The organism is Paraburkholderia sp. BL17N1 (assembly GCF_003634175.1).
Classification (GTDB): Bacteria; Pseudomonadota; Gammaproteobacteria; order Burkholderiales; family Burkholderiaceae; genus Paraburkholderia.
In genome coordinates this window covers 2159758-2179572 of the sequence record NZ_RBIW01000001.1, presented here as the reverse complement: position 1 = coordinate 2179572, position 19815 = coordinate 2159758, and the positions used below count along the sequence as shown (strand labels likewise).

At 63.2% G+C, this 19815-nt stretch carries 19 protein-coding genes; 9 read left to right on the top strand and 10 right to left on the bottom strand.

Annotated features, from left to right (window positions below; genetic code table 11):
- Positions 1–116: 116 nt before the first annotated feature.
- Positions 117–959 (bottom strand): SirB1 family protein, encoded by an 843-nt coding sequence (locus B0G82_RS09795; protein WP_106286321.1) that lies wholly within the window; start codon positions 957–959, stop codon positions 117–119.
- Between the two features lie 5 nt (positions 960–964).
- On the bottom strand, positions 965–2515 hold the full coding sequence (gene murJ / locus B0G82_RS09790; RefSeq protein WP_116118171.1) for a murein biosynthesis integral membrane protein MurJ: 1551 nt from the start codon (positions 2513–2515) through the stop codon (positions 965–967).
- A gap of 536 nt (positions 2516–3051) precedes the next feature.
- Here murJ and rpsT point away from each other — a divergent pair.
- Complete coding sequence (gene rpsT, locus B0G82_RS09785; protein ID WP_012434165.1) at positions 3052–3330, top strand: 30S ribosomal protein S20; 279 nt, start codon at positions 3052–3054, stop codon at positions 3328–3330.
- Positions 3331–3536: 206 nt separating this feature from the next.
- On the opposite strand, the gene B0G82_RS09780 is transcribed toward rpsT, so the two are convergent.
- Complete coding sequence (locus tag B0G82_RS09780; RefSeq protein ID WP_106286295.1) at positions 3537–3881, bottom strand: DUF3579 domain-containing protein; 345 nt, start codon at positions 3879–3881, stop codon at positions 3537–3539.
- 472 nt (positions 3882–4353) lie between these two features.
- On the opposite strand from B0G82_RS09780, the gene argF reads away from it, so the two are divergent.
- A complete protein-coding gene (gene argF, locus B0G82_RS09775; RefSeq protein ID WP_106286296.1) occupies positions 4354–5283 on the top strand; it encodes an ornithine carbamoyltransferase in 930 nt (309 codons plus the stop codon).
- Between the two features lie 251 nt (positions 5284–5534).
- On the top strand, positions 5535–6761 hold the full coding sequence (locus B0G82_RS09770; protein WP_106286297.1) for an argininosuccinate synthase: 1227 nt from the start codon (positions 5535–5537) through the stop codon (positions 6759–6761).
- Positions 6762–6899: 138 nt separating this feature from the next.
- On the opposite strand, the gene murB is transcribed toward B0G82_RS09770, so the two are convergent.
- Positions 6900–7940, bottom strand: coding sequence for a UDP-N-acetylmuramate dehydrogenase (gene murB / locus B0G82_RS09765; RefSeq protein WP_116148267.1), 1041 nt, complete (start codon positions 7938–7940; stop codon positions 6900–6902).
- Positions 7941–8137: 197 nt separating this feature from the next.
- Between murB and B0G82_RS09760 the strand changes: the two genes are divergently transcribed.
- Positions 8138–8623, top strand: coding sequence for a YajQ family cyclic di-GMP-binding protein (locus B0G82_RS09760; protein WP_012434170.1), 486 nt, complete (start codon positions 8138–8140; stop codon positions 8621–8623).
- A 279-nt stretch (positions 8624–8902) separates the two neighbouring features.
- Here the strand turns inward: B0G82_RS09760 and plsY are convergent, their stop codons facing one another.
- Together plsY and ybaK are read right to left on the bottom strand one after the other, a co-directional pair.
- Positions 8903–9547 (bottom strand): glycerol-3-phosphate 1-O-acyltransferase PlsY, encoded by a 645-nt coding sequence (gene plsY / locus B0G82_RS09755; protein ID WP_106314214.1) that lies wholly within the window; start codon positions 9545–9547, stop codon positions 8903–8905.
- Positions 9548–9670: 123 nt separating this feature from the next.
- Positions 9671–10162 (bottom strand): Cys-tRNA(Pro) deacylase, encoded by a 492-nt coding sequence (ybaK, locus tag B0G82_RS09750; RefSeq protein WP_116118173.1) that lies wholly within the window; start codon positions 10160–10162, stop codon positions 9671–9673.
- A 140-nt stretch (positions 10163–10302) separates the two neighbouring features.
- Here ybaK and B0G82_RS09745 point away from each other — a divergent pair, with 140 nt between their 5' ends.
- On the top strand, positions 10303–11865 hold the full coding sequence (locus B0G82_RS09745; protein ID WP_121307261.1) for an AMP-binding protein: 1563 nt from the start codon (positions 10303–10305) through the stop codon (positions 11863–11865).
- Positions 11866–11890: 25 nt separating this feature from the next.
- Here the strand turns inward: B0G82_RS09745 and xerD are convergent, their stop codons facing one another.
- The 3 genes from xerD to queG all read right to left on the bottom strand — a co-directional run bounded on the left by xerD (position 11891) and on the right by queG (position 14638).
- The gene (xerD, locus tag B0G82_RS09740; protein WP_121307260.1) at positions 11891–12826 is read right to left on the bottom strand and encodes a site-specific tyrosine recombinase XerD; all 936 of its coding nucleotides are present in this window, start codon (positions 12824–12826) and stop codon (positions 11891–11893) included.
- Positions 12823–13293 (bottom strand): methylated-DNA--[protein]-cysteine S-methyltransferase, encoded by a 471-nt coding sequence (locus B0G82_RS09735; protein WP_121307259.1) that lies wholly within the window; start codon positions 13291–13293, stop codon positions 12823–12825. The genes xerD and B0G82_RS09735 overlap by 4 nt, the downstream gene beginning before the upstream one ends.
- Positions 13294–13399: 106 nt before the next feature.
- The gene (gene queG / locus B0G82_RS09730; RefSeq protein ID WP_116139342.1) at positions 13400–14638 is read right to left on the bottom strand and encodes a tRNA epoxyqueuosine(34) reductase QueG; all 1239 of its coding nucleotides are present in this window, start codon (positions 14636–14638) and stop codon (positions 13400–13402) included.
- A 17-nt stretch (positions 14639–14655) separates the two neighbouring features.
- On the opposite strand from queG, the gene tsaE reads away from it, so the two are divergent.
- Positions 14656–15240 carry a tRNA (adenosine(37)-N6)-threonylcarbamoyltransferase complex ATPase subunit type 1 TsaE gene (gene tsaE, locus B0G82_RS09725; protein ID WP_121307258.1) on the top strand — a complete coding sequence of 195 codons (585 nt, stop codon included), beginning with the start codon at positions 14656–14658 and terminating at the stop codon, positions 15238–15240.
- A complete protein-coding gene (locus B0G82_RS09720; RefSeq protein WP_121307257.1) occupies positions 15222–16808 on the top strand; it encodes an N-acetylmuramoyl-L-alanine amidase in 1587 nt (528 codons plus the stop codon). The genes tsaE and B0G82_RS09720 overlap by 19 nt, the downstream gene beginning before the upstream one ends.
- A gap of 42 nt (positions 16809–16850) precedes the next feature.
- Here the strand turns inward: B0G82_RS09720 and B0G82_RS09715 are convergent, their stop codons facing one another.
- On the bottom strand, positions 16851–17732 hold the full coding sequence (locus tag B0G82_RS09715) for an EamA family transporter (protein ID WP_121307256.1): 882 nt from the start codon (positions 17730–17732) through the stop codon (positions 16851–16853).
- 174 nt (positions 17733–17906) lie between these two features.
- On the opposite strand from B0G82_RS09715, the gene B0G82_RS09710 reads away from it, so the two are divergent.
- On the top strand, positions 17907–18782 hold the full coding sequence (locus B0G82_RS09710) for a pirin family protein (RefSeq protein WP_121307255.1): 876 nt from the start codon (positions 17907–17909) through the stop codon (positions 18780–18782).
- 131 nt (positions 18783–18913) lie between these two features.
- Positions 18914–19762, top strand: coding sequence for a thioredoxin (gene trxA, locus B0G82_RS09705; RefSeq protein ID WP_121307254.1), 849 nt, complete (start codon positions 18914–18916; stop codon positions 19760–19762).
- Positions 19763–19815 lie beyond the last annotated feature (53 nt).

Sequence of the window (19815 nt, the reverse complement as noted above, 5' to 3'; positions counted from 1 at the left end):
AGCGCGCGGTTTCACAAAGCAAGCCGCGCTAAAGAAAAACGCCTGCACATGAATGATCCTGTGCAGGCGTTTTGTTTTGAGCGGTGGTAGCGATGCCCGTTGCCCAGGCGCGCTTTTTACTCGCCGTCGTCGTGCTGAGCACGCTGACGCAGTTCGTGCAATTGCGATTCCACCATGGTTGCGTCCTCGGCATCCGGCCGGTCGCCGAGATAGCGCTCGAGGTCTTCGACCGCGGGGCGCAGATAATCGAGCCGCGCATAAGCGAAGCCGCGATCACGCACTTCCTCGATACTTTCCGGCAGCAGGATCACGAGACGCTGCTGCACCGCCAGCAGACGCTGCCAGCGTTCCGTCTGAAAATATGTGGACTTCAGATTGCGCAGCATACGCGCAATGATCTCGCGACGCGTGGCCGGTTGGAGCAGCATGCGCAGCGCCCTGCTCACCGATTCGCCCGCCGAGGCCACATACGGCTCCAGCATTTCCACCATTTCCGACTCGGACAGCGAGTGGCCGCTGGTCGGATCGAGCATCACGTCGCCATCGGGCGTGGTTACGCGCAACAGGAAGTGGCCGGGAAACGACACGCCGCGCACCGGCACGCCGATCTGTTCCGCCATTTCCAGATACAGCACCGCCAGCGAAATCGGAATACCGCGGCGACGTTTGAGCACCGCGTTCAGATGGCTGTTGTCGGGGTCGTAATAGTCGTTCAGATTGCTGGCGAAACCCAGTTCGCGAAAGAAGAACCGGTTCAGAATGCCGACCTTCTGCTTGATGTTTGCGTCGTCCGGCATGCGTCGCTGCAAGCGCACCACGAGTTCGTCGATCTCGGCGAGCGTGCCTTGCAGATCGAGATCGGGATAGGCGTCCTGCGCGAGCGAGAGCGCCGCCTCGGTCAGCGGAAGACTATCGTCTTCGGCGACGAGCGTGCTGAAATAGTCGAGAACTCGCGTCATCGTGATCACTTCACTCGCCTTTTGAAATACGCGTACTTGAAGCCCATCAGCCAAAGCATACCGAAATATAGCGCGGCGAACAGCACGAGGCACGCTGCGAGCAGCACCATGCGGTCGACCGGGCGACTGTGCATGCCGATCCAGTCGAAGCTGATGGCCAGCCAATGCATCGTGCCGGCCAGCACCAGACAGGCGCCGAACAACTGCACGAAAAATTTGAGCCAGCCGCTCGACGGCGTATAGATGCCGCGCTTGCGCAGCCCGAGAAACAGCAGCAACGCATTACCGCAAGCGCCGAGCCCGACGCTCAGCGTGAGCCCCGCATGCGCGAAGATCGGCACGAACAGATAGTTGCTTAACTGCGTGAGAATCAGCACGCCGACGCCGATCTTCACCGGCGTTTTGATGTCCTGCTTCGCGTAGAAACCCGGCGCGAGGATCTTGATGAGAATCAGGCCGATCAGGCCGACGCCATACGCCGACAACGCGCGGGCGACCATCACCACTGAGTTGCCGTCGAACTTGCCGTAGTGAAACAGCGTGGCGGTCAGCGGCTGCGCGAAGAAAAACAGCGCGACGGCGCTCGGCGCGGCCAGCAGGAAGGTGACGCGCAAGCCCCAGTCGAGCAGCGACGAATACTCGTGCGGGTCGGCGTCGACGTGCGCTTTTGACAGGCTCGGCAGCAGGATCGTGCCGAGCGCAACGCCCAGCAGCGCGGTCGGAAACTCCATCAGCCGGTCGGCGTAGTTGATCCACGACACGGCGCCCGGCCCGATGCGCGAGGCGATATTCGTGTTGATGATCAGGCTGATCTGCGCGACCGAGACGGCGAACATCGCGGGCACCATCTTCGACAGCACGCGCTTGACGCCGCGATGCGCGAGCGCCTTCAGCGGATTCAATCCGATGCGCGGAATCATGTCGATCTTCTTCAGACCCGGCAGCTGCACGAGGAATTGCAACACGCCGCCGGCGATCACCGCCCACGCGAGCGCATAGACCGGCGTTTGCAGACGGGGCGCGACGAACACGGCGGCGACAATGAACGCGACGTTCAGCAGAACCGGCGCGAACGCGGGCAGTGAAAAGTTCTTGTACGTATTCAGCACGCCCGACGCCAGCGACGTCAGCGAAATGAAAATGATGTACGGGAACATGATGCGCGTCATGGTGACCGCGAGGGCGTACGCCTGACCCTCGTGCGCGAGGCCCGAGGCGACGATGAACACCACGCCCGACGCGCCTACGACGCCGATCAGCGAGAGGACCGCCAGCGCCCAGGCGAGCACCGTCGAGGTGGCGTCGACCAGTGCTTTGGTGGCGTCGTGACCTTGCTGGTTCTTGAACTCGGCGAGGATCGGCACGAAGGCCTGCGAGAACGCGCCTTCGGCGGAGATACGGCGCAGCAGGTTCGGAATGCGGAAGGCGACGTAGAACGCGTCAGTGTATTGACTGGCACCGAACGCGCGTGCGATCAGCGTTTCGCGGGCCAGTCCGGTCACGCGAGACAGCAGCGTGAAGCCGCTGACCGTCAGCAGGGCTCGGAATAGATTCATGGGGCGCTTATTATACGGGTGCCGCGAGTGCGGACGACGAGCCGGAACGCGATTCGGACCGATTTGCCGCGCAGACGTTCGATCGGAAAAGCGAATCGCGGCGTCTTTTTGAGCGCGGCCGCGCCGTTCTGGGCCCTCGGACACGCCCCGCCTCCACTTTCCGCGCGGACTGCGGCACGCTTGCTCCATATGGCTGCCGAGCGGGCGCCGGACTTTGCGCAATAGGGCGGCAGAGCTTCGTGACGCTTTCCCGTTGCCACGTGCCTGATTTTGTTGCTATAATCGCCGGTTTCGAAGCTCGCTCAACTTTTCGGACGGGGTTCAGATCGGTCGTACGCTAGCCACAGCTAACCGCGCGCCATCTGCCAACAACCCTTGATTAGCCCGAAAACACAGGCTTGCCTTCGCGTAGTCCGATCGATTTTTTTCGACACTTTTGCGCTCTTGGGCAATCGCTTCCAAGAGTTCGATCTAAAAGCAGCGCCTCACCACTTGAAGGTCAGGTACTGGAAACAGGAACAGGATAAGGAACCGTCATGGCTAACTCCGCACAAGCACGCAAGCGCGCCCGCCAGGCCGCCAAGGCAAACTCGCATAACTCGGCACTGCGCTCGAAGTTCCGCACGGCTATCAAGGCTGTCCGCAAGGCGATCGACGCCGGCGACAAGGCCAAGGCCGCTGAAATCTTCCAGGCATCGTCGAAGACCATCGACATCATCGCCGACAAGAACATCGTTCACAAGAACAAGGCAGCTCGCCATAAGAGCCGCCTCGCTGCAGCCATCAAGGGTCTGCAAGCGTCCGCAGCACAGTAATCCCGGTCAGCCCGCTTCGGTGGGCTACCTCCTGTTTCCGCTGCACAGAAAGGCCCGCCTCGGCGGGCTTTTTTGCTTCGGACCGAAAGATCCGCACTGCACCGCGTAGTCCGTCGCGCTCGTGACTGACGGACTGAGCGTAAAAAAACCCGCTACCGGCGGGTTTTTGTTTTTTCTTTTGTTGTTGCCGAGCCGGCAGGCTCGCGCTAGATCACGTGCCGTTTCTCTTGCGGCGTGGCGTGCTCGAGTTGCAACTCGCACGCCTCGGTCACGACGAGGTCGTTGTCTTTAGCGAAGTTGAGGACGAAGTCGAAAGCCATGGGTTCGATGTCGCGCAAACGGGAATCGAGAATCACGCACTTGAGGTCGCCGATCATGGTCGGCCGCACATACCGCGAGTACTGCATATAAGCGTTCGGCCCTTTCCTTGCGCCGGGGCCGAAGCAGGCCATGACGCCTGCGAGACGCTCCGACCAGTCGCTCGGCCGAAACTTTTTTCCCTTCGACGTGATGCCCTGAATGAAATATTCGGTTGGAGCTGCTTCGGCCATGTAGGAATACCTGTGTAACTGCCCAGCGGGATGACGGCAAAACGGACGGCGGAACGGCGCTGAATTGCCTGCTGATTGCTGAAACCCGCCTGAGACCTGCCTGGAACTCGCTGACCATGCCGCGATGGCGAACTACGCCGCCAGAAATCGCGAAGAGCCGGCTAAGCCGCCTTGGCGCTCATCGTAACGGCGCACCGCGAGCAGGTCATTCCGAACCGCGCGAGCCGAGGTCGGCCAAGCGAAATACCGGCCTGCTGGGCTTTGGGATAACCTGCGGATTATAACGCAGAGGACCCTTTTCCGCAGCGCACACAAGACATGTCTAACGGTTTCACAAGGCTTTCAGACAGCTTGCCCAGCCTTTTGGCCGACTCGTCAAATCGGGCGAAATCCTTTATGCTGCATTGAGTTACCACAAACGACGGCGGCGCCGTCCGGCAATCCTGCCGGGTGAGACCGCCGTATTTGTTTCATGACCGCCAAGAAAATTCGCCACTACCTGCAGTTCAAGGATTTCTCGCTGGAAGACTACGAGTACGTGCTGGAACGCGCGCGCATTCTGAAACGCAAATTCAAGAACTACGAGACTTACCATCCGCTGCACGATCGCACGCTGGCGATGATCTTCGAAAAAAATTCGACGCGCACGCGCCTGTCGTTCGAAGCCGGCATCTTCCAGTTGGGCGGCCACGCCGTTTTCATGAGCACGCGTGACACGCAGCTCGGCCGTGGCGAACCGATCGAAGACGCCGCGCAAGTGATCTCGCGCATGGTCGACATCATCATGATCCGCACGTTCGGCCAGGACATTCTCCAGCGCTTTTCCGAGAATTCGCGCGTGCCGGTGATCAACGGGCTCACCAACGAATATCACCCGTGCCAGGTGCTGGCGGACATCTTCACGTACTTCGAGCATCGCGGTCCGATTCGCGGCAAGACGGTCGCGTGGGTGGGTGACGCGAACAACATGCTGTACACATGGATCGAAGCCGCACAGATTCTCGGCTTCAAGTTGCGCCTGTCCACGCCGCCGGGCTACAAGCTGGACCGCGCCATGGTCGCTGCCGAAAGCGCACCGTTCTACGAAGAGTTCGACGATCCGAACGAGGCCTGCACCGGCGCCGACCTCGTAACTACGGACGTCTGGACCAGCATGGGCTTCGAAGCCGAAAACGAAGCGCGCAAGAAAGCCTTCGCCGACTGGTGCGTCGACGCCGACATGATGGCGCGCGCCAACGCCGACGCGCTCTTCATGCACTGCCTGCCCGCCCACCGCGGCGAGGAAGTCAGCGCGGAAGTGATCGACGGCCCGCAAAGCGTCGTATGGGACGAGGCGGAAAATCGTCTGCATGTGCAAAAGGCCTTGATGGAATACCTGCTGCTCGGCAAGCTGAATCACTGAGCGAGCCGCTCGGTCGGCAGGTTGAGCGGCATCTGCGTGAAGCGCGACGGGGCCTTGAATACGAGGCAAGGCATCCACGTTTAGCGCCACGCATCGAGCCGGCGTCCACGGCCGTAAACGGACCCGGCTTCGACACCGCACCGCCCCAAAAACGCGGGCGGCCTGCGGTTTAGTGTCAAAATAGTGGTTTTCCGCGCTCCGGGACCGCCGGCGCGCCTTGTTTTCCCGCTTTCTCCAGCTACGAGTTCACCATGAGCGATATCAAGAAAGTCGTGCTCGCCTATTCGGGCGGCCTCGACACCTCCGTCATCCTGAAGTGGTTGCAGGACAATTACGACGCCGAAGTCGTCACGTTCACGGCCGACATCGGCCAGGGCGAAGAGCTGGAACCGGCGCGCAAAAAAGCCCTGCAACTGGGCATCAAGCAGGACAACATCTTTATCGAAGACCTGCGCGAAGAATTCGTGCGCGACTACGTGTTCCCGATGTTCCGCGCCAACACGATCTATGAAGGCGAGTACCTGCTGGGCACGTCGATCGCGCGTCCGCTGATCGCCAAGCGCCAGATCGAAATCGCCCGCGCCACCGGCGCGCAAGCGGTGTCGCACGGCGCGACCGGCAAGGGCAACGACCAGGTTCGCTTCGAACTCGGTTACTACGCGCTGGAACCGGGCATCAAGGTGATCGCACCGTGGCGTGAATGGGATCTGCTGTCGCGCGAAAAGCTGCTCGCGTACGCGGAAAAGGCCGGCATTCCGATCGAAATGAAGCACAAGCAAGGCGGCGCCCCGTATTCGATGGACGCGAACCTGCTGCACATCTCGTTCGAAGGCCGTCACCTGGAAGACCCGAAAGCGGAAGCCGAAGCCGATATGTGGCGTTGGACCGTGTCGCCGGAGCAGGCGCCGGACCAGGCTGAATATCTCGACATCGAATACGAGCACGGCGATCCGGTCGCGATCAACGGCAAGCGTCTGTCGGCTGCGGAAATGCTGACCGAGCTGAACCGTCTGGGCGGCAAGCACGGCATTGGCCGTCTGGATCTGGTGGAAAACCGGTACGTCGGCATGAAGTCGCGTGGCTGCTATGAAACGCCGGGCGGCACGATCATGCTGAAGGCGCACCGCGGTATCGAGTCGATCACGCTCGACCGTGAAGTGGCTCACCTGAAAGACGATCTGATGGCGCGCTACGCGTCGCTGATTTATAACGGCTACTGGTGGAGCCCGGAGCGCCGCGCGATCCAGGTGTTGATCGACCATACGCAAGAGAAGGTCAACGGCTGGGTGCGCGTTAAGCTGTATAAGGGCAGCGTCTCGGTGGTCGCACGCGATTCGAAGGAAACGCTGTTCGACAAGACCATTGCCACGTTCGACGACGACGGCGGCGCTTACAACCAGGCTGACGCCGGCGGCTTCATCAAGCTGAACGCGCTGCGCATGCGGATCGCGGAGAATGCGCGCCGTCAGCGTGACTGACAGCCGGCGTTTCGGCGCAAGATAACTTCGCGGTAACGAAGTCAAGCGCCGCGAGGCGCGGCCGAAGCCAAAACGTAGACGCAAAAAAGGCGCCGGAAGAAAATTCCCGGCGCCTTTTTTATATTCATCAACGAATCGTCACAAACAAACCGGCTCCGCTTCCAACTCCACCCCGAATCGCTCCAGCACATCGCGCTGAATCGCCTTCGCAAGCGCCAGCACCTCCGCCCCGCTCGCGCCGCCGCGATTCACCAGCACCAGCGCCTGCCGCTCATGCACGGCCGCCGCGCCCATCGCGCGGCCTTTCCAGCCGCACCGATCGATCAGCCAGCCTGCGGCGAGTTTCACCCGTCCATCCGGCTGAAGGTACGACACGACGTCCGGCTCCCTGGCCTTCAGCGCCTCGAACGGCGCCGCCTCGATCACCGGATTTTTGAAGAAACTACCGGCATTGCCAAGCTCCAGCGGATCGGGCAGCTTGGCGCGCCGCACCGCCACTACTGCATCGAAGATCGCCTGCGCGCTCGGCGGCGTATCCGCCTGGCCGCTCGCAGCCAATTCGCGGGCGAGATCGGCATAGCCGGCACGCGGCTGCCAGACCTTCGGCAAACGGAATGTCACCGACGTGATCACGAAACGGTCCCGCCCTTCCCGTTTGAAAAAACTGTCGCGATAGCCGAAGCGGCAAGCCTGCGCATCCATTTCGATGACGTCACCGGTAGCCAGTTCCACGGCGCGCAGCGACGCGAAGCGCTCGACCATCTCCAACCCGTACGCGCCGATGTTCTGAATCGGCGCCGCGCCCACGGTCCCCGGAATCAACGCGAGGTTCTCGAGACCCGGCAAACCTTGCGCCAAAGTCCAGCCGACGAACTCATGCCACGGCTCGCCGCCGGCCGCTTCGACGTACCATGCGTCATCGTCCTCGCGCACGACGCGGCGGCCTCGCAGCGCGATCAGCAGCACCAGGCCGCCAAAATCGCCGGTCAGCACGACATTGCTGCCGCCGCCCAGCACGAGACGCGGCAGGCCAGCTGCGCGCGGATCGCGCATCGCGGCCATTAGTTGCTCTTCACGCTCGATGCGGCAGGCAAACCGCGCGCGCACATCGAAGCCGAAGGTGTTGTGCGCCTTCAGCGGATAGCCGGCCATGAACGCGGCGGAGTGGGTTTGGGACATCGGAATCGGAACAGTGAAGCGACGAATCAAGCAGCCGATCAAACCGGCTTCGGGCCCCGGCCGCGCGACAATGCGCGGCGGCCTTGGGCAAAAGGGAGTGGCGTCGGTAAAATGACGTCCGGTCCGTGATTATAGCGAGTGCCCCGTGAGCAGCCGTCCGGTTGCGTCACGCACCGCAGCACTATTGGGAGAAAAAAATGCCATCGTTTGACGTCGTCTGCGAAGCGAACATGATCGAAGTCAAGAACGCGATCGAGCAGTCCAACAAGGAAATTTCCACGCGCTTCGACTTCAAAGGGTCGGACGCGCGCGTCGAACACAAGGAAAACGAAATCACGGCCTACGCGGACGATGATTTCAAACTCGGCCAGGTCAAAGACGTGCTGCTATCGAAAATGGCCAAGCGTAACGTGGACGTGCGCTTCCTCGACCATGGCAAGATCGAGAAGATCGGCGGCGACAAAGTCAAGCAGGTCATCAAGATCAAGAAAGGCGTGTCGGGCGATCTATCGAAGAAAATCGTGCGCCTCGTGAAGGACAGCAAGATCAAGGTCCAGGCGAGCATTCAGGGCGACGCGGTGCGTATCACCGGCGGCAAGCGCGACGACCTGCAAAGCGTGATCGCCATGCTGCGCAAGGACGTGACCGATACGCCGCTCGACTTCAACAACTTCCGCGATTGATCTGCCGGCGCACGTGCGGGCACCGAGCGCGCGCACGGCACCGCGTATGACAGGTGTGCCGCGCGCTCAGCACCAGGCGTTGAGCGCTGGGTAGCCCGTATTGGGCTCGGCGTACCAGCCACAAAACTGCCGGCGCGCAAGCGTGCGCCTGTCTCTAGCCAGCGCCGCCGTGCTCCACCCGGCATTCGCGCGGAGCCGTGCAGATGGTGCGCAGAGCACCAAAGCCCTAAGCACTAAAGCCCTAAGGCTTTAAAAGCACGAGCGCAAAAGCACCGCACTTCAAACGTCGCTCCCCCCCGCCGGCTTCGCCGCCGCATCCGCCTTCTTCTTGTCTCCGATCCGGCTCTCCTGCCCGCGCATCAGCTTGGCGATATTGCCGCGATGCCGCCATACCAGCAGCGAACTCATCACGACGATCGCCAGCGCGATCACATGCGGTCCGAACAGAAACCCGTCGAAGATCGGCGCGAACACCGCCGCGGCCAACGCCGCCAGCGACGAATAGCGCGTGAAGAACGCCACGATCAGCCACGTCAGCAAAGTCGCGACGCCGAGAATCGGATTGATCGCGAGCAGCACGCCGGCCGCGGTCGCCACGCCCTTGCCGCCCTTGAAGCGGAAGAAAACTGGATACAGGTGACCAAGAAACACGGCCACTGACGCTATCGCCACCGAGGTCTCGTCGAGCCCGTAACGCGCGCCGTAGTGCACCACGAACCACACCGGCAGCCAGCCCTTGAATGCGTCGCCGATCAGCGTGAGAATCGCGGCCTTCTTGCTGCCGCTGCGCAGCACATTGGTGGCGCCCGGGTTGCCCGAACCATACGAGCGCGGGTCGTCGAGGCCCATCGCGGCGCTCACGATCACGGCAAACGACACCGAACCGATCAGGTAGGCAACGACAGCAACGATCAGGTTTTGCATCTGGGACTCTTATAAGGATCGGCGGTCTGAAACTCGACACCCCAACCGCAACAGGGCGCGCAACTTGGAACAAGGCGGCGCACATTCTACCGAACCCGCGCGCGCAAAACATTCAGGCAAAAGTCAATCGACGCTCGCGCACTGCACCGCCTTCGCCGCCAGCAACTCCGTCAGCACCTTCGGCTCGATGCTGATCAGAAAACCGCGCCGACCGCCGTTCAGCCAGATTTTGTCCATGTCGAGAATGCTCGACTCGACGTACACCGGCATCTGCTTCTTCGTGCCGAAGGGCGAGGTGCCGCCGATCAGGTAGCCGGAATGCCGGTTCGCCACCTCGGGCTTGCACGGCTCGACGCGCTTCGCGCCGATCTGCCGCGCGAGGTTCTTGGTACTGACGGTGCGGTCGCCGTGCATCAACACGATCAGCGGCTTGGCGTGCTCGTCTTCCATCACCAGCGTCTTCACGACGTGATGCTCGTCCACACCGAGCTGGCGCGCCGATTCCCCGGTGCCGCCGTGCTCGACGTAATCATAAGGATGTTCGCCGAAAGCGACGCCATGGCGGCGCAGAAACTGCGTGGCCGGCGTTTCGGAGACGTGTCTGGATTTGCTCATCGGCGCATTGTAATGGCGACTTTGCACAACGGCTATTTGCCGAACGGCTAATTGTGCGGGCCCAGCGGCTGTGGCACGATCGTTCGAGAATCTTTTGACGCACTGTACGTCGACCACCGAATCGTCTTTAGGAGACAGTGTTGAGCTTCGATTCACCCACCCGTTCCACCATCGACATTCCCGCGCTGCTGGCAGCCCTGCCCGCGCGCATCGCCGACATTCCGGCGCTGGCTGCCGCGCGCGATCCGCAGCACGTCGCCTTGATAGAGGATGCACGCCGCCTCACCAGCGCGCAACTGCTGCAGGCCGTCGACGCCGTCACCGCGCTGCTGCGCGAAGCGGGCGTGCGCGGCGGCGATCGCGTGATGATCGTCGCGGAGAACAGCATCGTGCAGATCGTCCTGCTGTTCGCGACTGCCCGGCTCGACGCATGGGCGCTGGTATCGAACGCGCGCCTGTCCGCCGCCGAACTCGACTCGATCCGTGCGCACGCGCAGCCGCGCGTCGTCGCCTACGCCACGGAAAACTCGGCGGACGCCAAGCTGCACGCCGAGCGCCATCAAGCCATCCAAACATCCCCTATCGCGCCGGACATCGGCGCGTGGTCATACACGGTGGATAACACGGCGATCGCCGAGCCGGTCGAAGCCGCAAGCGAGCGCCAGTGCGCCGCGTTGATCTACACCACGGGCACTACCGGCGCGCCCAAGGGCGTGATGCTGTCGCATCGTAATCTGCTGTTCATTGCCGCGATTTCGAGCCGCTTGCGCAAAGTCGGCCCCGACGATGTCGTCTATGCCGTGCTGCCTATCTCGCACGTCTACGGTTTCGCGTCCGTGTGTCTGGGGAGCCTGCATACGGGCGCGACCTTGCGACTCGCGCCGCGCTTCGCGCCAGAAGCCGTCCGCCGCGCCCTCGCCGAGGAACGCGTGTCGATTTTCCAGGGCGTGCCGGCCATGCACGCCAAACTGCTCGAACACCTGCAGACATACGGCCACTCGTGGTCCGCACCGCAATTGCGCTTCGCCTATTCGGGCGGCTCGCCGCTCGATGCCGCCTTGAAAGCGCAGGTGGAAAGCGTCTACGGTCTGCCGCTGCATAACGGTTACGGCATGACCGAGAGCAGCCCGACCGTGTCACACACCATGCTCGACGCGCCGCGCAGCGATTGTTCCGTGGGCGAGGTCATTCCTGGTGTCGAGGTGCGCTTCGTCGGACTCGACGGCATCGACGCAGCGAAGGGCGAGATCGGCGAGCTATGGGTGCGCGGCCCCAACGTGATGCTCGGCTACTACCGCAGCCCGGAGCAGACAGCCGCGGTCGTCACCGAAGACGGCTGGCTCAAAACCGGCGACCTCGCGCGGCAGGACGCGAACGGCGCCTTGCATATCGTCGGGCGCAGCAAGGAGCTGATCATACGTTCGGGCTTCAACGTGTATCCGGCCGAGGTCGAGCATGTGCTGAACGCGCATCCGCAAGTCGTGCAGTCGGCGGTGATCGGACGCGCGCTAGAAGGTAACGAGGAAGTGGTCGCGTTCGTCGAGTTGCTTGCGGGCGCAGCGGTGACGCCCGCCGAACTGATCGATTGGTGCGGCGAGCGTCTCGCGCCGTACAAGCGGCCGGCCGAAGTCAAAGCGCTCGCCGCGTTGCCGGCGGCATCGACGGGCAAGATTCTCAAGCATCGGCTGCGCGAGTTTCTCTGAACGAAGCGCAGCCAGCCAGCGCGTATTAGCCTCGCGGATGATGCTGCGCGTGCAGCGACTTCAACCGCTCCCGCGCCACATGCGTGTAGATCTGCGTGGTCGAAATATCCGTGTGGCCGAGCAGCAGTTGCACGACACGCAAGTCGGCGCCGTGATTGAGCAGATGCGTGGCGAACGCATGCCGCAAGGTATGCGGCGAGAGCGGCGCATGCACACCGGCTGCTGTCGCGTGACGCTTGATGATGTTCCAGAACTGCTGGCGCGTCATGCCCTCGGCGCGGCTCGTCACGAACAGCGCGTCGGTCGCGCGCGCGCCGAGCAACGCGGGCCGCGCCTCGCGCAGATAGCGTTCGATCCAGCTATGCGCTTCCTCGCCGAACGGAATCAGGCGCTCCTTCGAGCCCTTGCCCATGACGCGCACCACGCCTTCGTTCAGGCCCACTTCCACCGTCTTCAACGTGACGAGTTCGGTCACGCGCAAGCCGCTCGCGTACATCAACTCCAGCATCGTGCGATCGCGCAGGCCCAACGACGTATCGATGTCGGGCGCACCGAGCAGTGCTTCGACTTGCGCCTCACTGAGCGTCGACGGAAAACGCGGCGGCTGTTTCGCCGAGCGGATGCGCACCGTCGGATCGACCTTCGTGCGATGCTCGCGAACGGCCCAAGCGTAGTAGCGGCGAAACACCGAGAGCCGCCGGTTCGCCGAGGTAGATTTGTCTTTCTGCCGCGCCGCGCTATACGCGTTCAGATCGGCTTCGCTCGCGGTATCGAGCGACGTATTGCGGCTCTGCGCCAGCCATTCGCAAAAGAGCCGCAGATCGCGGCGGTACGCGTCGAGCGTGTTGCGCGACAGTCCGTGTTCGAGCCACAGCGCGTCGCAGAATGCATCGATCGACGCCGAGCTGGCGACGAACAGAGGTGACGCGGTGACGGCGTCATCGGTCAACGTATCGCTCATGCGTAGGGAATGCCTTCATGCGCCAGCAGCCAGCGCTTGATGTTGCGGAAGAAACCCTCTTCGGCGTGATTTGCGAAACCGCCGATGCCGCTCGAACTCACCACCCGATGACACGGAATCACGATCGGAAAGTAATTGGCGCCGCACGCCTGACCGACCGCGCGCGGCGCGCTGCCGAGTTGCCGCGCTAGTTGACCGTAAGTCAGCACGACGCCCGGCGGAATGTCGCTAATGGCCTGCCACACGCGCTTTTGAAACGCGGTGCCGACCGAGGCCAGCGGCAACTCGAACTTCGCCGACGCGCGCTCGAAATATCGCTCGATCTGCTCGGCCGCCTGTCTCGCCAAAGGCGTGTCGGGCGCGACGTTTTGCATCGAATCCGGCAGATAGACGATCTCGCGCACGGCCTCGCCTTCGAGGCGAATGCCGATCTTGCCGAACGGCGCGTCGATCAATGCGTTGAACATGATTGCCTGCTCCTCAATAGCGCGGGCGTTCGGGGTTGCAAGATAGCGTACCGGCATGGGGTGCAGGCACGCCAAGCACACGAAGCACCGCCCGTTTGCCGCTACTTTACGCCGCTTCCAAAGCCCATTCCACATGCTCGCGCACGACGGCGGAAGCGTCATCCACACGCATTCTCAGCGCCTGCACGATCGCCTCGCGCGCCGGCCCGCTCAAACTGTCCGACGACGCACGCAGCGCGTTACCCATGCCCACGGCGAGATTGCGCAACCAGCTCTCGTAACCGATGCGGCGAATCGCGCTGCCCTGCATGCGCGTATCGAACTCGTCCGCGCTCCACGCGAACAATTCGACCAGCGACGCGCGATCGAGCCCATGCCGCACGTCGAAGTCCGCGACCGGCGCGGCCTGCGCAAATTTGTTCCATGGACACACGAGTTGGCAATCGTCGCAGCCATACACACGATTGCCGATCAGCGTCCGCAATTCCAGGGGAATACTGCCCTTCAGTTCGATCGTGAGATAGGAGATGCACAGGCGCGCATCGACCTTGTAAGGCGCGACGATCGCCCCGGTCGGACACGCGCCGATACAGCGCGTGCAGCTTCCGCAATGCGAGCCCGGGGTCTCGGGTGCGAGTTCAGGCACAGTCTCGGCATCGGTCGGCAACGGCACGTCGACATAAATCTCGCCGAGGAAAAACAGCGAACCCGCGTCACGTTGCAGCAGCAGCGTATGCTTGCCGCGCCAGCCGATGCCGGCTTTCTGCGCCAGTTCTACTTCGAGCACCGGCGCCGAATCGGTAAATACGCGGTAGCCGAATGCGCCGATCTCGGCTTCGATTTTCTCGGCCAGATGTTGCAAACGGTTACGCATCACCTTGTGATAATCGCGGCCGCGCGCATAGATCGACACGACCGCCGCCGACGGGTCCGCGAGCCGCGCATGCTCAGCTGCGCGCCAGTCCCGCGTGAATGGGCCGTCCTGCAAAGCGCTTTCGCGCGCCTTTCCGCTCGATGTCTGCGCGGGCAAATAAGCGATGCGCGCCGTAATCACACGTCGCGTGCCGGCCACAAGCTCGGCCGGCCGCGCGCGTTTCATGCCGTGTTTCGCCATATAATCCATCTCGCCGTGGCAACCCGCTTCCAGCCAGGCTGCAAGCGGCGCTTCGGCAGCGGAGAGATCGGTATCGCTAATGCCGACCGCTCCGAAACCCAGTTCACGGCCCCACGTTTTGATGTTCAGCGCGAGCGCCTTCAGCGCCGCTTCATCGAAACAACGCTCGGCACGCGCATCGTCGTCAGACGCAGGCGTGCGGGAAACAGGGGACTCCGGACTTCGGTTCATCACGCCATTTTACGAGAATGCCTGCCAATCCCGATCTCGCGATCCAACCGCCCGCCAGCGTCCTGCTCGAACGCACCTTTGCGCTCGCGGACGAAGCCGCCACCATGGCCTTCGGCGAGCGCTTCGCGCAGGCGATCGAAAGCGTGCGCGAAGCCGCGCAACGCACGCCGGGCGCGGACGGCGACAAGGCGCTCCACGGACTGCAAGTCCAGCTCGTCGGCGACCTCGGCGCCGGCAAAACCACCCTCGTGCGCGCAACCTTGCGCGGCCTCGGCCACACCGGCCGCGTGCGCAGTCCCACTTACACACTCGTCGAACCCTACGTGCTCGAGCGGCCCGCTGGGGAACTCACGCTCTATCACTTCGATCTGTATAGATTCACCGATCCGGCCGAATGGGCCGACGCGGGCTTTCGCGAGTACTTCGACAGCGGCGCGATCTGCCTCGTCGAATGGCCGCAGCGCGCCGGGCGTCTTCTTGGCGTGCCGGATCTTGTCTTCTCGCTCGACCTCGGCAATGAGAACGAGAACGAAAGCGACGGCCGTGTGCTCGTCGCACGGGCATACAGCGAATCAGGAAAGGCATGTCTCGAAAGATGTTGATCAAACCGTTCCGCTCGATCGAATCGGCGGCTACCGCAACGCATAACTGGCGGCGCCGGCAGATTCTCCGCGCGGGCGCGTCCACGCTCGTGCTCGGTCTCGTCGCGCCGCGTCTTGCGTGGGCGAGTTCGGTGCTCGGTGTGCGGGTCTGGCCGGCGCGCGACTACACGCGCGTGACGATCGAATCCGATCAACCGCTGCAGAACGCCCAGCAGTTGCTGCAGGGACCGGACCGGCTAGTGGTCGACCTGAGCGGCCTCGATCTGGATCAGTCGTTGAAAGACCTCGTCTCGAAGATCACGCCGAACGATCCGCAGATCTCGTCGGTGCGCGTCGGGCAATATCAGCCGCACGTGGTGCGCATGGTGTTCGACCTGAAGGGCTCGGTGAAGCCGCAGGTGTTCACGCTGCCGCCGGTCGGCGCGTACAAGTACCGGCTGGTGTTTGACCTGTATCCGGCGGTCGCGCCCGATCCGTTGATGGATCTGCTCGCGCAGACGGAACGCAAGCAGCAGACCTTCAACGCAGAGAACGGCGCGCCGCCGCCCGCCACGCTGAGCGGTCCGGGCACCACGCCGCCCACCGCCGACAACAGCGAGGCCTTCTTCGAGCGCTACGCGCAAAACGGCGGCAGCGGTAGCGGCTCCGCTCCGGGCGTGCCGCGTCCGCCGGTGCATGTCGCCCCGACACCTATGCCGCCGATGCTCGGCAAGCCGGCCACGCCAGCTGCGCCGGTGGCGCCGCCCACGGCCATCGCTCGCAACAAAGGCAACAGTGCCAGCACGCTGGGCGCGGACGACGCCGGCAGCGACGACACCTACGCCTTCACCAATCCCAAGTCCGGCAAGAGCAACACGGTGCGTCTGTTGACCGTGGCGATCGATCCGGGCCACGGCGGCGAAGACCCGGGCGCGATCGGCGGCTCGGGCACGTATGAGAAGCACGTCGCGCTCGACATCGCGAAGAAGCTGCGCGCGAAGATCGACGCGCAACCGAACATGCGCGCCATGATGACACGCGACGCCGACTTCTTCGTGCCGCTGAACGTGCGCGTGCAGAAGGCGCGGCGCGTCGGCGCGGACCTGTTCGTGTCGATCCATGCGGATGCGTTCACCACGCCCGACGCGAAGGGTTCGTCGGTGTTCGCGCTGTCCGAGCATGGCGCATCGAGCGCCGCCGCGCGCTGGATGGCGAACAAGGAGAACTCGTCGGATCAGATTGGCGGCATCAACATCAAGTCCGCCGACGCGACCGTGAACCGCGCGCTGTTCGATATGTCGACCACCGCGCAGATTCGCGACTCGATGCGTTACGGCAACTTCGTGCTGAAGGAAATCGGCGGCATCAACAAGCTGCACAAGGGCTCGGTCGAACAGGCAGGGTTTGCGGTGCTGAAGGCGCCGGATATTCCATCGATCCTCGTGGAAACCGCCTTCATCAGCAACCCGGACGAAGAGCGCCGCCTGAATGACGACGCGTATCGCGAGAAGATGGCCGACGCGATCATGACCGGCATCAAGCGTTATTTTGCGGCGAATCCACCACTCGCGAAGAACCGCATGACGTGAAGCTCGCGTGTGCAATGCGCACGATGCGATGATAACGGCCGCTCAGCGCGTGAGCGAAAACCGCTGCACGGCCCAGCCGCCGAACACGTTCACGGCCAATCCCGCCATCACCAGCAAAGCGCCCGCGATCTGCGCCGCGGACAGATGCTCATCGAGAAACAGCGACGCCGACGCGAGACCGACAATCGGCACCAGCAGCGAAAACGGAGCGACCTGGCTCGCCGGATAGCGTGACAGCAGACGGCTCCACAAGCCATAGCCGATCAGCGTGGCGATAAACGCGAGATACACGATCGCGAAGATCGATGTCGCGTTGATGCCGGACAGCGCCGCGACGATCCGCTGCGGCCCCTCCAGCGCGTACGACAGCGCGAAAAACGGCAACGGCGGGATCAGGCTGCCCCACACCACGAGTCCGACCAGGTCCACCTGGCCGACCTTCTTCGTGACGATGTTGCCGAGCGCCCACGAACACGCGGCGCACAAGGTCAGGACAAAGCCGGCCAGCGTCATGGCGCTGCCGCCTTGCACGCCGATCACGGCGAGACCGCCGGCGGCGATCAGCAAACCCACCACATTCGGCAAACGGAACCGCTCGTGCAGGAACAGCGCGGCGAAAATCAGCGTGAAAAACGCCTGCGCCTGCAACACCAGCGAGGCCAGTCCGGCCGGCATGCCGACGTACATGGCCGAGAACAGGAACGCGAACTGGCCGAACGAAATCGTCGCGCCGTACGCAATCAGCCAGCGCCACGGCAGGTTGGGCCGTTTGATGAAAAACACCGCCGGCACGGCCGCGAGCGCGAAGCGCAGCGCGCCGAGCAGCATGGGCGGCACGCCATGCAGACCTACCTTGATTACGACGAAATTGACGCCCCACGCGATGACTACGACCATCGCAAGCAGCAAATCCCTCGGCGACATGCCGGACTCCAGTTGGTTGTTCGATCTGGGAGTTTAGCGGAGCCGCCAGCGTCCGGCGCCGCTCCGCGCTACAGATTCCCGGAGCACTGACATGCCGCCGAGACGTCGTCGTTGCGCTCACCGCAGTAGAATCGTCTATTAAACACTCCCCCACCCTTCTCACCGAGCCTGCCCATGTCCTCCTCGATCAAAGCAGTCCTCAAGCCGCATCTGCGCGACGTCGGCAGTCTGACCGTGCGGCGCGTGCTGCCGGCCATGGCGGCGCGCCTGATCGGCCCGTTCATCTTCTTCGATCACATGGGCCCGGCCACCCTGGAACCGGGCGTGGGTCTCGACGTGCGGCCGCATCCGCATATCGGCCTCGCTACCGTGACCTATCTGTTCGAAGGCGCGATCATGCACCGCGACAGCCTCGGCTCCGCACAAAAGATCGTCCCCGGCGACGTCAACTGGATGACGGCCGGGCGCGGCATCGTCCATTCCGAGCGCACGCCGGACGAGGACCGCGCGAGCGGCCTGACCATGCACGGCATTCAGACGTGGGTTGCGCTGCCGCTCGACGACGAAGAGATCGAGCCGTCGTTCGCGCATCACGCCGCCGACACGCTGCCGGTGGTCGAGCGCAACGGCGTCACGCTGCGGGTGATCGCAGGCACGGCGTTCGGCGCAACCTCGCCGGTCGAGACGTTTTCCGGCACGCTGTATGTGGCCGGCGAATTCGCACCGGGCGGCGCCTTCGCGCTCGAACCGGAACACGAGGAACGCGGCGTCTATCTCGTCGACGGCGATCTGGAAATCGACGGCACGTCGCTCGAAGTCGGCCAGATGGCGGTGCTCGCGCTCGACGAAACGGTGACGCTGGCGAGCACCCACGGCGCGCGCGTCATGCTGCTCGGCGGTGAAAAGCTCGACGGCGAGCGCTTTATCGAGTGGAATTTCGTCGCCAGTTCGCGTGAGAAAATCGAAGCCGCGAAGCGGGCGTGGAGCAGTCAGGAAATGGGCAAGGTGCCCGGCGAAACCGAATGGATTCCGCTGCCCGAGCGCAAGTGAGGCGCGAAAAAAGCCACGCGGGTGAGCAAGGCAAGCAAGCACCGCGAATAAGCGCAAGCGGTTCGGGCAGCATTGAATCCCCGGTGTTCGGCCCCAAATAGTCAACAGACCGTTTTATCGACGAGGACGCAATGGACACCACTCTGGCCACTTTTGAACAGGACGTCATCACGGCGTCGACACTGGCCCCCGTGCTGGTCGATTTCTGGGCGCCTTGGTGCGGCCCGTGCAAGACCCTCGGCCCGATGCTCGAAAAGCTCGAAGCCGAAGCCGCCGGCAAATGGAAGCTCGTGAAGGTGAATGTGGACGAGAACCAGGAACTGGCCGCGCACTTTCAGGTGCGCAGCATTCCGCACGTCATGGCTTTTGCCGACGGGCGACCGGTCGATCAGTTCGTCGGCGTGCTGCCTGAAGGCCAGTTGCGCGAGTTTATCGATCGGCTCGTGCCGCAAGGCGCGGACGCGGCGCGTCTCGAAGCGCAAACCGCGCTGGCCGAAGGCCGCCGCGAAGATGCGTACGACGCGCTGCAGGCCGCCCTCGCCTACGATCCGGGTTTCGACGAAGCGCGCATGGACCGCATCGAAATGCTGCTCGAAGACAACCGTCTCGACGAAGCGCGCAACGAAGTCGATCTGCTGTCGCCGAAAACGACGCAAGGTATCGACGCACGTTTCAACGCGATCAAGACGCGTCTCGACGCCGTGGACGCCGCCGCGGATCTGCCGCCCACCGATGCGCTGGAAGCAAAGGTCGCGGCCGACCCGGCCGATCTCGAAGCGCGTTTCGATCTGGCCAGCGCGTTTATCGCCCGCCGCAAATACGCGGAAGCGCTCGAACAATTGCTGGCGATCGTGCAACGCGACCGCACGTTCCGCGACGATATCGGCCGCAAGACGATGCTGTCGGTGTTCGACCTGGCGGCGCATCAGCCGGAGCTGGTATCGCAATGGCGGCGCAAGCTCAGCGCTTCGCTGTTCTGATCTGATTGGCTCACTCGATATTCAGGCGCGGCGCCGCCAGCCGCGCTTGAATG

What these genes read in the sequence shown, in the direction of transcription:
- B0G82_RS09795 (WP_106286321.1), bottom strand. Translation starts at nt 959, where the DNA reads ATGACGCGAGTTCTCGACTATTTCAGCACGCTCGTCGCCGAAGACGAT.
- murJ (WP_116118171.1), bottom strand. Translation starts at nt 2,515, where the DNA reads ATGAATCTATTCCGAGCCCTGCTGACGGTCAGCGGCTTCACGCTGCTG.
- rpsT (WP_012434165.1), top strand. Translation starts at nt 3,052, where the DNA reads ATGGCTAACTCCGCACAAGCACGCAAGCGCGCCCGCCAGGCCGCCAAG.
- B0G82_RS09780 (WP_106286295.1), bottom strand. Translation starts at nt 3,881, where the DNA reads ATGGCCGAAGCAGCTCCAACCGAATATTTCATTCAGGGCATCACGTCG.
- argF (WP_106286296.1), top strand. Translation starts at nt 4,354, where the DNA reads ATGACCGCCAAGAAAATTCGCCACTACCTGCAGTTCAAGGATTTCTCG.
- B0G82_RS09770 (WP_106286297.1), top strand. Translation starts at nt 5,535, where the DNA reads ATGAGCGATATCAAGAAAGTCGTGCTCGCCTATTCGGGCGGCCTCGAC.
- murB (WP_116148267.1), bottom strand. Translation starts at nt 7,940, where the DNA reads ATGTCCCAAACCCACTCCGCCGCGTTCATGGCCGGCTATCCGCTGAAG.
- B0G82_RS09760 (WP_012434170.1), top strand. Translation starts at nt 8,138, where the DNA reads ATGCCATCGTTTGACGTCGTCTGCGAAGCGAACATGATCGAAGTCAAG.
- plsY (WP_106314214.1), bottom strand. Translation starts at nt 9,547, where the DNA reads ATGCAAAACCTGATCGTTGCTGTCGTTGCCTACCTGATCGGTTCGGTG.
- ybaK (WP_116118173.1), bottom strand. Translation starts at nt 10,162, where the DNA reads ATGAGCAAATCCAGACACGTCTCCGAAACGCCGGCCACGCAGTTTCTG.
- xerD (WP_121307260.1), bottom strand. Translation starts at nt 12,826, where the DNA reads ATGAGCGATACGTTGACCGATGACGCCGTCACCGCGTCACCTCTGTTC.
- B0G82_RS09735 (WP_121307259.1), bottom strand. Translation starts at nt 13,293, where the DNA reads ATGTTCAACGCATTGATCGACGCGCCGTTCGGCAAGATCGGCATTCGC.
- queG (WP_116139342.1), bottom strand. Translation starts at nt 14,638, where the DNA reads ATGAACCGAAGTCCGGAGTCCCCTGTTTCCCGCACGCCTGCGTCTGAC.
- tsaE (WP_121307258.1), top strand. Translation starts at nt 14,656, where the DNA reads ATGCCTGCCAATCCCGATCTCGCGATCCAACCGCCCGCCAGCGTCCTG.
- B0G82_RS09720 (WP_121307257.1), top strand. Translation starts at nt 15,222, where the DNA reads ATGTCTCGAAAGATGTTGATCAAACCGTTCCGCTCGATCGAATCGGCG.
- B0G82_RS09715 (WP_121307256.1), bottom strand. Translation starts at nt 17,732, where the DNA reads ATGTCGCCGAGGGATTTGCTGCTTGCGATGGTCGTAGTCATCGCGTGG.
- B0G82_RS09710 (WP_121307255.1), top strand. Translation starts at nt 17,907, where the DNA reads ATGTCCTCCTCGATCAAAGCAGTCCTCAAGCCGCATCTGCGCGACGTC.
- trxA (WP_121307254.1), top strand. Translation starts at nt 18,914, where the DNA reads ATGGACACCACTCTGGCCACTTTTGAACAGGACGTCATCACGGCGTCG.